The sequence below is a fragment of the Citrobacter sp. C348 genome (assembly GCF_047467975.1).
In the GTDB taxonomy this organism is placed as follows: Bacteria; Pseudomonadota; Gammaproteobacteria; order Enterobacterales; family Enterobacteriaceae; genus Citrobacter; species Citrobacter gillenii.
Window position 1 is genome coordinate 357,507 of the sequence record NZ_JASJUJ010000002.1, and the last position, 11,095, is coordinate 368,601.

The 11,095-nt window shown below is 51.4% G+C and carries 18 protein-coding genes; 15 read left to right on the forward strand and 3 right to left on the reverse strand.

The window, feature by feature from the left end; genetic code table 11:
• From QNN86_RS05675 to QNN86_RS05695, 5 genes are read left to right on the forward strand one after another with little or no spacing between them, the layout of a single operon-like run.
• Positions 1–378, forward strand: a complete 378-nt coding sequence (locus QNN86_RS05675; RefSeq protein ID WP_048213302.1) for a DNZ54_00345 family protein — start codon at positions 1–3, stop codon at positions 376–378.
• Complete coding sequence (gene lysB / locus QNN86_RS05680; protein ID WP_197081320.1) at positions 375–803, forward strand: Rz-like lysis system protein LysB; 429 nt, start codon at positions 375–377, stop codon at positions 801–803. Before QNN86_RS05675 ends, lysB begins: the two co-directional genes overlap by 4 nt.
• Positions 688–936: an Rz1-like lysis system protein LysC gene (lysC, locus tag QNN86_RS05685; protein ID WP_231591587.1), complete on the forward strand. Its 249-nt coding sequence runs from the start codon at positions 688–690 to the stop codon at positions 934–936. Before lysB ends, lysC begins: the two co-directional genes overlap by 116 nt.
• The gene (locus QNN86_RS05690; protein ID WP_414210758.1) at positions 899–1,330 is read left to right on the forward strand and encodes a phage tail protein; all 432 of its coding nucleotides are present in this window, start codon (positions 899–901) and stop codon (positions 1,328–1,330) included. The genes lysC and QNN86_RS05690 overlap by 38 nt, the downstream gene beginning before the upstream one ends.
• The gene (locus tag QNN86_RS05695) at positions 1,323–1,769 is read left to right on the forward strand and encodes a phage virion morphogenesis protein (RefSeq protein WP_048213299.1); all 447 of its coding nucleotides are present in this window, start codon (positions 1,323–1,325) and stop codon (positions 1,767–1,769) included. The genes QNN86_RS05690 and QNN86_RS05695 overlap by 8 nt, the downstream gene beginning before the upstream one ends.
• Before the next feature lie 11 nt (positions 1,770–1,780).
• Here QNN86_RS05695 and QNN86_RS05700 read toward each other — a convergent pair whose 3' ends face one another.
• The gene (locus QNN86_RS05700) at positions 1,781–2,311 is read right to left on the reverse strand and encodes a hypothetical protein (protein ID WP_048213298.1); all 531 of its coding nucleotides are present in this window, start codon (positions 2,309–2,311) and stop codon (positions 1,781–1,783) included.
• 95 nt (positions 2,312–2,406) lie between these two features.
• Here QNN86_RS05700 and QNN86_RS05705 point away from each other — a divergent pair, with 95 nt between their 5' ends.
• From QNN86_RS05705 to QNN86_RS05730, 6 genes are read left to right on the forward strand one after another with little or no spacing between them, the layout of a single operon-like run.
• Positions 2,407–2,985 carry a phage baseplate assembly protein V gene (locus QNN86_RS05705; protein ID WP_048213502.1) on the forward strand — a complete coding sequence of 193 codons (579 nt, stop codon included), beginning with the start codon at positions 2,407–2,409 and terminating at the stop codon, positions 2,983–2,985.
• Complete coding sequence (locus tag QNN86_RS05710) at positions 2,982–3,341, forward strand: GPW/gp25 family protein (RefSeq protein ID WP_048213297.1); 360 nt, start codon at positions 2,982–2,984, stop codon at positions 3,339–3,341. Before QNN86_RS05705 ends, QNN86_RS05710 begins: the two co-directional genes overlap by 4 nt.
• The gene (locus QNN86_RS05715; protein WP_048213296.1) at positions 3,328–4,236 is read left to right on the forward strand and encodes a baseplate assembly protein; all 909 of its coding nucleotides are present in this window, start codon (positions 3,328–3,330) and stop codon (positions 4,234–4,236) included. The genes QNN86_RS05710 and QNN86_RS05715 overlap by 14 nt, the downstream gene beginning before the upstream one ends.
• Complete coding sequence (locus QNN86_RS05720; protein ID WP_414210759.1) at positions 4,229–4,834, forward strand: phage tail protein I; 606 nt, start codon at positions 4,229–4,231, stop codon at positions 4,832–4,834. Before QNN86_RS05715 ends, QNN86_RS05720 begins: the two co-directional genes overlap by 8 nt.
• Positions 4,831–6,120, forward strand: a complete 1,290-nt coding sequence (locus tag QNN86_RS05725; protein WP_414210760.1) for a phage tail protein — start codon at positions 4,831–4,833, stop codon at positions 6,118–6,120. Before QNN86_RS05720 ends, QNN86_RS05725 begins: the two co-directional genes overlap by 4 nt.
• A gap of 2 nt (positions 6,121–6,122) precedes the next feature.
• The gene (locus tag QNN86_RS05730; RefSeq protein WP_323574963.1) at positions 6,123–6,542 is read left to right on the forward strand and encodes a tail fiber assembly protein; all 420 of its coding nucleotides are present in this window, start codon (positions 6,123–6,125) and stop codon (positions 6,540–6,542) included.
• Here QNN86_RS05730 and QNN86_RS05735 read toward each other — a convergent pair.
• Positions 6,514–6,915: a tail fiber assembly protein gene (locus QNN86_RS05735; protein ID WP_279278289.1), complete on the reverse strand. Its 402-nt coding sequence runs from the start codon at positions 6,913–6,915 to the stop codon at positions 6,514–6,516. The genes QNN86_RS05730 and QNN86_RS05735 overlap by 29 nt on opposite strands.
• A 315-nt stretch (positions 6,916–7,230) precedes the next feature.
• Positions 7,231–8,322 carry a putative phage abortive infection protein gene (locus QNN86_RS05740; RefSeq protein ID WP_414210761.1) on the reverse strand — a complete coding sequence of 364 codons (1,092 nt, stop codon included), beginning with the start codon at positions 8,320–8,322 and terminating at the stop codon, positions 7,231–7,233.
• A gap of 52 nt (positions 8,323–8,374) precedes the next feature.
• Between QNN86_RS05740 and QNN86_RS05745 the strand changes: the two genes are divergently transcribed.
• The 4 genes from QNN86_RS05745 (at position 8,375) to QNN86_RS05760 (ending at position 11,084) form a co-directional block, all read left to right on the forward strand.
• Positions 8,375–8,950 (forward strand): recombinase family protein, encoded by a 576-nt coding sequence (locus QNN86_RS05745; RefSeq protein WP_414210762.1) that lies wholly within the window; start codon positions 8,375–8,377, stop codon positions 8,948–8,950.
• Positions 8,951–9,029: 79 nt separating this feature from the next.
• Positions 9,030–10,202: a phage tail sheath protein gene (locus tag QNN86_RS05750; RefSeq protein ID WP_101742451.1), complete on the forward strand. Its 1,173-nt coding sequence runs from the start codon at positions 9,030–9,032 to the stop codon at positions 10,200–10,202.
• 9 nt (positions 10,203–10,211) lie between these two features.
• Positions 10,212–10,727: a phage major tail tube protein gene (locus QNN86_RS05755; protein WP_048213290.1), complete on the forward strand. Its 516-nt coding sequence runs from the start codon at positions 10,212–10,214 to the stop codon at positions 10,725–10,727.
• A 54-nt stretch (positions 10,728–10,781) separates the two neighbouring features.
• Complete coding sequence (locus QNN86_RS05760; RefSeq protein ID WP_048213289.1) at positions 10,782–11,084, forward strand: phage tail assembly protein; 303 nt, start codon at positions 10,782–10,784, stop codon at positions 11,082–11,084.
• The last annotated feature ends 11 nt before the right edge of the window (positions 11,085–11,095 follow it).

An 11,095-nucleotide genomic window follows, 5' to 3' on the forward strand; every position in this document is an offset into this window, starting at 1 on the left:
ATGAAAAAGAAAGTCATGAGCGTTTTTTTCCAGTTGGCATGGGCTGCGCTGTTGGTTATCAGCCTGCTCTATCCGCGCAGCGGTGCGCCGGTTCTGGTTGGTGCGTCTGTCTGGGTGTCATGCTTCCTCGCCTGGCTGCTTGCTGCGCTGTGCGCTGTCGGGTGGTTCGCCGGAGATCGGGCGCGCGATGAGGTCAGGGCGGCATTGCTGAAATTCAGGGCGCACCCCGTAAAACCCGTGCGTACATGGGTAATCAGGCTGCTTATTGTTCTGTGCCTGGCGTTTTCTGGATGGGTGATCACCCTGGTGTTTTACTTGTTGACGCTGGTTTTGTATCAGATTGCCCGCGCGCAGCTTCATGAGCCGATGGAGGCCTGATGCGTGCGCTGGCGATAGTGCTGGCGCTGGCACTTATGGCGCTGGGCTGGCAGTCGTGGCGGCTAAACAATGCCAGCCACACCATCGAAATGCAGGGCGCGTCGCTGAAAAGCAAAACGCAGGAACTAACGAAGAAAAACAGCCAGCTGATCGGCCTGTCCATTCTGACCGAAACCAACAGCCGGGAGCAGATGCGGCTTTATGCGGCAGCGGAACAGACCACCGCACTACTGCGCAGCCGTCATCACCGGATCGAGGAACTGAAACGTGAAAACGAGGATTTGCGCCGCTGGGCTGACGCTCCTTTGCCTGCTGACATTATCAGGCTGCGCGAACGTCCGGTCCTCGCCGGAGGTGCAGCTTACCGTGAGTGGTTGTCCCAGAGTGACGCAGTGCCGCCTGGAAAGGTCAGCGCCGCGCAGTAACGGTGATCTGAATGCAGCGCTGGATGAAACCGAGGCCGCCTGGGCGGTCTGTGCTGACAAAGTGGACACGATTATTGCGTGTCAGGAGCGAGACAGTGAACAAACCGCAGTCCTTACGCAGCGCCCTGAATAAAGCGGTTGCTTATGTCCGATCTAACCCGGACAAGTTGCACCTTTTCGTTGATAACGGCTCACTGGTGGCAACCGGTGCCAGCTCCATGTCATGGGAATACCGCTACACCCTGAACGTGGTGATCGAGGATTTCAGTGGTGACCAGAATCTGCTGATGGCTCCCGTGTTGCTATGGCTCAGCGAAAATCAGCCGGACGCCATCAACAACCCGGAGCTGCGCGAAAAACTGTTCACCTTTGAAGTGGATATTCTGCGCAATGATGTGTGCGATATCAGCCTGAATCTGCAACTGACGGAGCGTGTACTGGTCAGCACTGATGGCAGCGTGTCAAGCGTTGAAGCGGTGCCGGAGCCGGACGAATCCGAAGAAATGTGGACGGTGAAACGTGGATGAACTGCAGAGGGTGGATGACTGGCTAACGGCATTGCTGGCAAATCTGGAGCCTGCAGCACGCAGCCGTATGATGCGGCAACTGGCGCAACAGCTACGCCGGACGCAGCAGCAGAACATCAGGATGCAGCGTAATCCTGACGGCAGCGGCTATGAGCCGCGCCGGGTGACAGCCCGTAACAAGAAGGGACGCATCAAACGCCAGATGTTTGCAAAGCTTCGCACCACAAAATATCTGAAAACTGCAGCCAGTGCCGACTCTGCCAGCGTGCAGTTTGAGGGCAAGGTGCAGCGCATTGCCCGTGTTCACCACTACGGTCTGCGTGATCGCGCCAGCCGTAAGGGGATGCTAATTAAGTATTCATCTCGAAGATTACTAGGTTTAAATGACCATATTAAAAGTGACATAAGGGATTTACTTTTGAGTTATTTGTTAATGTAAAGTTAGGACGGTTACGCACTTAATAATCTTAAATAGAGCTTTACGCTTTGACAAAAAAGAAAAAGGTTGATTTTTATTTTCCAGTTCTTTTTGTTTTGAATTCCTGAAACAATAATAGAACCGTCCCAATACTTTACTCCATTTTTGGAGGTTTTTTTTGTTAGTTCGAAATTTAGTGCGTGAATAACTTTATTGCAACACTCGCGTATGGAGCCTTTAACATGGCCATCAATAACAAAAAATATATTTTTATATTCTTCGAATGCTTCTATCTCGGGTGAGTAATCTGGGTCCCATTCATGTTTACTAGAGTCTTGAAGAATTCGTAATTTAGTACAAAGGTTAATGAGATTATTGCTAATACTATACTCCAACCAACCGTTGTACGATAACTCCTCTATTTCAAATTCAGTTACCATGACGCCATCATATTCCTTCTGGGTAGACTGTATACGCTGTAAATAAACCTCTGATGAGCAGCATAATTGTTCAATTATCCTTGCATGCTCTTCTATGGCGTAATAATCAATAGGATGGCTCATGCTTTTTCCCTTCTCCGATTAGAATTGTATTTGTGTTATCCACCACACAAGGAGGTATTGATGCCATAGATTCAATGTACGTGCAACCTAACTCCATGAATGCACAACTCACAGAAATCATGCGCCTTATCACCAATCTGATCCGCACCGGCATCGTGACCGAAGTGGATCGGAAGAAATGGCTGTGCCGGGTGAAAGTAGGCGAACTTGAAACCAACTGGATTAACTGGCTGACGCTGCGTGCCGGTGGTGCCCGTACATGGTGGTGTCCGTCGCCGGATGAGCAGGTGGTGGTGCTGAGCATGGGCGGCAATCTGGAAACCGCTTTTGTGCTGCCCGCCATCTACTCCAATCAGTTTCCGCCACCGTCGGATTCCGTGGACGGCTGCGTGACGGAGTACCCGGACGGGGGATGGTTTGAGTATGAACCCGCCACCGGACGGTGGCATGTCAGGGGCATCAAATCCATGGTGATCGAGGCATCAGACAGTGTCACCTACAAAACCGGTGAGTTTGTGGTGGAGGCTGACACCACGCGCATTAACAGCAAGGTGGTGATCAATGGCGGCGTCACCCAGGGCGGCGGCGCAATGAGTTCTAACGGGATCGTAGTTGATGACCATGAGCATACTGGCGTTCTGAAAGGCGGCGCTAACACGGGAGGTCCAGTATGACGTTGTATATCGGTATGAGCAGGAATGACGGGCAGGCCATTGCAGATACAGACCATCTGCGCCAGTCGGTGCGGGATATTCTGATGACGCCGCAGGGCAGCCGTCTTGCCCGCCGGGAATATGGTTCCCTGCTGTCTGCCCTGATTGACCAGCCGCAGAACCCGGCGCTGCGCCTGCAGGTTATGTCTGCTGTCTATGTGGCGCTGAGTCGTTGGGAGCCGCGTCTTACGCTGGATTCCATCACCATCAACGGCAATTTTGATGGTTCTATGGTGGTTGAGCTTACAGGACACCGCAATAACGGCGCGCCAGTTTCCCTTTCCGTACCAACAGGAGCAGACAATGCCAGTCATTGATCTTTCCCAACTACCGCCGCCGCAGATTGTGGACGTGCCGGACTTTGAAACATTGCTGGCAGAACGCAAGGCCGCCTTTGTGGCCCTCCATCCGGCTGATGAACAGGAGGCCGTTATGCGCACGTTAGCGCTGGAGTCAGAACCTGTCACCAAACTGCTGCAGGAAAATACTTACCGCGAAATCCTGCTGCGCCAGCGTATTAATGAGGCTGCCCAGGCGGTCATGGTGGCCTATTCCATGGGAAATGACCTTGAGCAACTGGCAGGTAACTGCAACGTGAGGCGCCTGACGGTAGTCCCTGCCGATAATGACGCGGTGCCGCCAGTCGCCGCAGTGATGGAAAGTGATGAAGCATTACGCCAGCGCATTCCTGCAGCATTTGAGGGGCTGTCCGTTGCAGGGCCGACGGGAGCCTATGAGTTCCACGCCAGAAGCGCCGACGGGCGCGTGGCTGATGCCAGCGCAACCAGTCCGGCACCGGCAGAGGTGGTACTTACCGTGCTGAGTCGTGAGGGTGACGGTACGGCAGGGGCTGACCTGCTGGCGGTGGTTGAGCTGGCGCTTAACAGTGAAAAGGTTCGCCCGGTGGCAGACCGCCTGACGGTGCGCAGCGCTGAAATTATTCCGTACAGCGTGGATGCGACGATCTTCCTTTATCCGGGGCCGGAGGCTGAGCCGGTGATGGCAGAAGCAAAAGCCAGCCTGCAGAGATACATCGCCAGTCAGACGCGGCTGGGACGTGATATCCGCCGCAGCGCCATTTATGCCGCGTTGCACGTAGAGGGCGTCCAGCGTGTGGAGCTGGCGTCCCCGCTGGATGATGTGGTGCTGGATAAGACGCAGGCAGCGTCCTGCACAGAGTGGAGCGTCACCAACGGGGGTACGGATGAGTAGTCTGTTGCCGCCGGGTTCGTCGCCGCTTGAACGCCGACTGGCGCAGACCTGCAGCGGGATTTCCGATCTGCAGGTTTCGCTGCGTGATTTATGGAATCCGGCAACCTGCCCGATCAGGTTCCTGCCTTATCTGGCCTGGGCGTTTTCTGTTGACCGCTGGGATGAAAGCTGGACAGAAAGCGTCAAGCGCCGCGTTGTGCAGGACGCGTTTTATATCCATCAGCACAAGGGGACAACCAGCGCCGTGCGGCGTGTGGTGGAGCCGTTCGGTTTCCTGATCCGCATCATTGAGTGGTGGCAGACCGGCGAAACGCCGGGGACGTTCCGTCTGGATATTGGCGTGCAGGAGCAGGGCATAACAGAAGAAACCTATCTGGAGCTGGAGCGCCTGATCGGTGACGCCAAACCGTGCAGCCGTCATCTGGTCGGTATGTCCATCAATCTGCAGACAGGCGGCCCGTATTTTGTGGGTGCAGCCACCTACACCGGCGAAGAAATCACGATCTACCCGTATATCAACGAAACCATTATTTCCGGCGGCACCGCTTATGAGGGCGGGGCGGTCCATGTTATTGACACGATGAGAGTGAACCCATGAGCGCAAAATTTTACACCCTGCTGACGGATATCGGCGCGGCGAAACTGGCAAGCGCCGCCGCGCTCGGTGTCCCGCTTAAAATTACCCATATGGCGGTGGGTAGCGGTGGTGGTGTGCTGCCCACACCCAACGCGCAACAGACCGCATTAGTTGCTGAGGAGCGCCGCGCAGCGCTGAATATGCTGTATATCGACCCGCAGAACAGCAGCCAGATTATTGCTGAGCAGGTAATCCCGGAAAATGAGGGCGGGTGGTGGATCCGTGAAGTCGGCCTGTTTGATGAAACCGGCGCGCTGATTGCCGTGGGAAACTGCCCGGAGAGCTACAAGCCCAAGCTAGCGGAGGGAAGCGGACGCACGCAGACCGTGCGTATGGTACTGATTACCAGCAGCACCGATAACATCACCCTGAAAATTGACCCTGCAGTGGTTCTGGCAACCCGCAAATATGTGGATGACAAGGTGCTGGAGCTTAAGGTGTATGTGGATGACCTGATGGCAAAACATCTTGCTGCTGCAGATCCACATACGCAATATGCGCCAAAAGCCAGTCCAACATTCACTGGCATGCCAAAAGCACCGACGGCAGCGGCAGGCAATAATTCCACGCAACTTGCTAACACGGCTTTTGTGCAGGCGGCAATTGCTGCACTGGTGGCATCCTCTCCAGCTGCACTCGATACGCTTAACGAACTGGCGGCGGCGTTGGGAAACGATCCTAATTTTGCCGCCACCATGACAAATGCGCTTGCCGGAAAGATGGACAAGGCAGCCAATGGAAAAGACATTGCTGATGTTTCAGTGTTTCTCAAAAACCTTGGTCTGGGAGAAACGATAAATAAAGCCTCCGGAGCTATGCAGAAATCGGCTAATGGTTCTGATATTTCTGATATATCAGCCTTCCGAAATGCGCTCCGGTTAGGGACCGCTGCAACACGAGATGTTGGAGGGGATAATGCCTCGAAGTTACTGGATTTAGACAGTTTCAGGTCAATGATGTCAGGTAATGGCTATATCTACATTCCAAGCATTGCGACGACAGGAAACCCAGTGAAACTTATGTTGCAGTGGGGAACAGTGGCAACACAAAAGGGAGCTGATGCTGGATATGCCTTACCATTTGCTTTTCCCTATGCAGGCTTATTTGCGACCGGAAACCGTGGAACATCTGGCTACAATGCCGCGATGAACGTGCGTATTGCGAGCAGAACGCACATCAGCGTTCAGAACTGGGCGCCATCCAGTGAGGGTACGGAAGATTGTTGTTTTATCGCGCTGGGGTATTAAGAATGAATAAATTTTATAAAGGATCTTTCTATCCGGAAGCTCTGAAAGATGTATATATCAGCGCTGGCTCATGGCCTGAAAACGGCGTTGATGTTGATGATGAAACAATGGCAATTTACACGGGTGTAGCACCAAAAGGTAAAACTCTGGGGGCTGATAAAGACGGTAATCCTACATGGTTGGATATTCCTCCCCCGAGCCATGAAGAGTTCATCCGGATAGCAGAAAACGAACAGAAGAAGCTACTGGCCCATGCTGATGCTGTAATGCTCGACTGGCGGACAGAGTTGATGCTGGGTGAAATCAGCGACGCCAACAAAGCTAAACTATCGGCGTGGATGGCTTATAAAAAAGAGGTTAGGGTGGTTGATGTGACAACCGACCCTGGGCATGTTAACTGGCCTGTCCCCCCGGAGGTGTAGGCCAGTCAGGTTTTACGGTATCAACCCGCATCAAATCGAGCCTGTAATCCTGCCATACAATCAAAGCGGCGGCTTCTTCTTCCGTCGCTTTGCCCCTTTCAACAGCGTACTGTCGCCAGGATATTTCAGTATCAGCAATTGATTTTAGTACCTGTCGCTGCTGCTCGGCGCGTTCCTGCCGCTCATCTTTAGTTAATTCAGGGTACGGCGCCAGAACAGGAAAACCATTATCATCGGGCTGAATCCGACCATTAATTTGGCTGTCTAAAATTCGCTGGCCTTCGTCGTCGCTGATATGCACAAAACTCCCCGGGATTTTGTCATCGGGAGTGTTATCACCATAAAATCCGTTATTCAACGCACAATACTTCATACAGCCCCCTTACCGATTGCGATATAAGAAAAGGTGGTAGCGATACCCAAAGATTTAGAGTCTGCAGAAAAAATTCTGGCCCCCGCTGCCGTGCTATTTGATAAATCCCACCCGACAGCATTCACCCCTTCAGGACCTGAAGAAATATCTGAAGGTGCAACCAGATATGGAGTGCCAACAAAAGCATGTGGAAACTGAACATTGCCTATACCGTTACTACCTGTAGAACCTCGCCCCCATACAAATTGAAAATCCCCTAGCTGGAAAAAACCAGACTCAGAAACGCTTTCTCGCAGACCAACGTTTATGAGGCTCTTAACGATCGAATATAATTAATTTATTTTTAAGTACGGCCAAGTCCGGAGAGGAATTACGTCCGAAAGCACCTGAATGTACCCGGCTGTAGTAATAATGAGAGCTTTTTTTAAAGTAATTACCTACTTCTTTATAACTAACTCGTACTTTTCCACCAATTATAAATTCCAAACCAATGAACCTGCGCTGGTAATCTTGAGAGTCGGGGAGTTTTTTAACACTTAAATGCTCAAGGATTTGATATTGAATCAACAAATCTGAAAATGCTCCATCGTCACAAACTCCTGGTAAACAATTTAGGAAAAGAATTACTAATTCATCCATAGATAACTGTGCTCGCAAGATACGAGCATGTCTTTTCTTTTCTTCTTCTGAATAATTAGAATCATGAATCATCTTTAATATTCTGTAAAGATTTCTAAAATAATGACCAAAAATTCCATTGTGATTGACATTGTAATCTGTATAAAAGACTTTAGCCTTGCTTTCCTTTATTGTCATCTTTAGCTTGTATATATGCTTAGGGTATAATACGTTTTCATTTTTCTTAAGAAACTCTGTGAAGCTAGCTCTTGCTGTAGCTCCTTCAAAATTTAAGTTCTCAATAATATTATTTTGCAAATTTAATAAATTAAAAAAAGATGACTCGAAGTTTTGTTTGATTGTTTCTCTATTTTGTTTTATTTGCATGCTGATTGTAATAGTTAAAACTATAAATCCCACAGCACCGATGACAGGATTGGATATACCACCAAAAAAATCCCCAAACGTACCAAGTTCACTAATCTTTGTTGATGTAAAAGTTTTTTTATCGCTACCATTGAATAAAGACTGCCATGCAACATACCCTACATAACAAACCGGCCCAAGTATTGTCATGTAAAGAATGCAAAAAAGAATGATGTTTTTTCCCTTGATTAGGGTTTGAATAATAAAGGAAAAAAACTCTGTGATAAGATAAAAAGGTTCGCTAATTACAATTGCATCTCGAAGATCTGAAGCTTTGTTCTTAAATGATTCAAATAAAGAAAAACTCCTTCCTTTTATTTCCTTCCACAGTTCATGGCTTCGATTTTTTATTGGTTTTAGCATTTTACTTTCAACTATAGAGAGTTAAGGTTGTTGATTTTAAGGTAATGATTATATGCTCATTGGTTATGTAAGGGTATCAACAAATGACCAAAACACTGCATTGCAGCGAAACGCGCTTGAGTGCGCAGGATGTGAGCTGATTTTTGAAGATAAAATGAGCGGTAAAACGTCAGATCGTCCAGGGTTAAAAAAGCTGCTTAAAACCCTGTCGCCGGGGGACACGCTGGTTGTCTGGAAGCTTGATCGACTTGGGCGCAGTATGCGGCATCTGGTGGTTCTCGTTGAGGAGTTGCGGCAGCGGGCTGTTAATTTCCGCAGTTTGACGGATAGCATTGATACCTCGACACCCATGGGGCGCTTTTTTTTCCACATCATGGGCGCCCTGGCTGAAATGGAACGTGAACTGATTGTGGAAAGAACCCGTGCGGGATTGGCTGCAGCAAGGGCGCAAGGGAGAATCGGCGGGCGCCGTCCAAAGTTGTCGCCGGAACAATGGGCGCAGGCAGGGCGGCTACTGGCTGCAGGTGAAACACGTCAGTGCGTAGCTCTGCTTTTCGATGTGGGTATTTCCACGCTGTATAAGAAATTTCCAGCCAGCCAGGCTGAAAACCCTTTATTGTGTCAGTGATGGCACAGGGATAAACGCGTGCGCCGCGTGCGTATCAACCAGAACATAAGGCATCCATGTCAACCGGAGATAATGCCTTATGGCTCAGGATTACCACCACGGGGTGCGAGTTGTTGAAGTCAACGACGGCACCCGATCCATTACCACGGTGAGCACCGCCATCGTGGGCATGGTCTGCACCGGCGATGATGCTGATGCGTCCGTATTCCCTCTCAATAAACCGGTTCTGCTGACGGATGTGCTGGAGGCCAGCGGTAAAGCAGGCGAGTCCGGCACGCTGGCCCGTTCGCTGGATGCGATTGCTGACCAGTCAAAACCCGTGACGGTTGTTGTGCGCGTGGCGCAGGGCGAAACCGAAGCGGAAACCACCTCCAATATTATCGGTGGCGTCACTTCCGACGGTAAAAAAACGGGGATGAAAGCGCTGCTTTCTTCGCAGTCGCAGCTGAAAGTTAAGCCGCGTATTCTCGGTGTGCCGGGGCATGACACGAAGGCGGTAGCCACTGAGCTGATGAGTATTGCGCAAAGCCTGCGCGGGTTTGCCTACCTGTCTGCCTATGGCTGTAAGACGGTGGAGGAAGCCATTGCTTACCGGGACAATTTCAGCCAGCGAGAAGGGATGCTGATCTGGCCTGATTTCATCAACTTTGACACCGTGCTAAAAGCCGATGCGACGGCTTACGCCTCTGCACGTGCGCTCGGTTTGCGCGCCAAAATCGACGAACAGACCGGATGGCACAAAACCCTGTCCAACGTGGGGGTGAATGGCGTCACCGGTATTTCCGCTGATGTGTTCTGGGATCTGCAGGACCCGGCAACGGAGGCTGGACTGCTGAACCAGAATGACGTCACCACGCTGATCTGCAAAGACGGATTCCGCTTCTGGGGTTCCCGCTGCCTCAGTGACGATCCATTGTTTGCGTTTGAGAACTACACCCGCACGGCGCAGGTGCTGGCTGACACGATTGCAGAGGGGCATATGTGGGCGGTGGATAAGCCACTGAATCCGTCACTGGCCCGCGACATTATCGAAGGTATTCGCGCCAAATTACGCAGCCTGGTGAATCAGGGATACCTCATCGGGGCTGACTGCTGGCTGGATGAGTCAGTGAACGATAAAGACTCCCTGAAAGCCGGGAAGCTCACCATCGACTACGACTACACGCCTGTGCCGCCGCTTGAAAATCTGATGCTGCGCCAGCGCATCACCGATCGCTACCTGGTCGATTTTGCCAGCCGTGTCAGTGCATAAGGGGGATACATGGCATTACCACGCAAGTTAAAACACCTGAACCTGTTCAACGACGGGAACAACTGGCAGGGGATCGTTGAGTCCCTGACTCTGCCGAAATTCACCCGCAAGTTTGAGAAGTATCGCGGCGGCGGTATGCCGGGCGCGGTGGATGTGGATATGGGGCTGGATGACGGCGCACTGGACACGGAATTTTCAATCGGCGGCACCGAACTGTTGTTATTCAAGCAGATGGGCAAGGCAACCGTTGACGGCATCCAGCTGCGTTTCACCGGCTCTATTCAGCGTGACGATACCGGCGAAGTGCAGGCCATTGAGCTGGTTGTGCGCGGGCGTCATAAAGAAGTGGATTCCGGCGAGTGGAAAACCGGCGAGAGCAGCAGCACCAAGGTCAGCAGCACCAACAGCTACGCGAAGCTGACCATTAACGGTGAGGTGCTCTATGAGGTTGATCTGGTCAACATGATTGAAATTGTTGACGGCGTGGACCTGATGGAAGCACACCGTAACGCCCTTGGCCTCTGATTTAACTTAACGGCGCGGTGATCCGCGCCAGTATCTGATTAACAGGAAACGAACATGAGCGACAAGCTGACTGAAAAAACCGTGCAACTGGATACGCCCATCATGCGCGGTAAAACCCAAATCACCGAAATTGTGCTGCGTAAGCCTCAGTCCGGTGCGCTGCGCGGCACCCGCCTGCAGGCCATTATGGATATGGACGTGGGGGCTATGATGACAGTGATCCCGCGTATCTCCACTCCGACGCTGACCGCACAGGAAATGGCAGAACTGGACCCCGCCGATCTCACCTCGCTGTCGGTAGAGGTGGTCACTTTTTTGTTGAAGAAGTCGGTACTTGCCGGTTTACCGACAGCCTGACGGTAGATGAT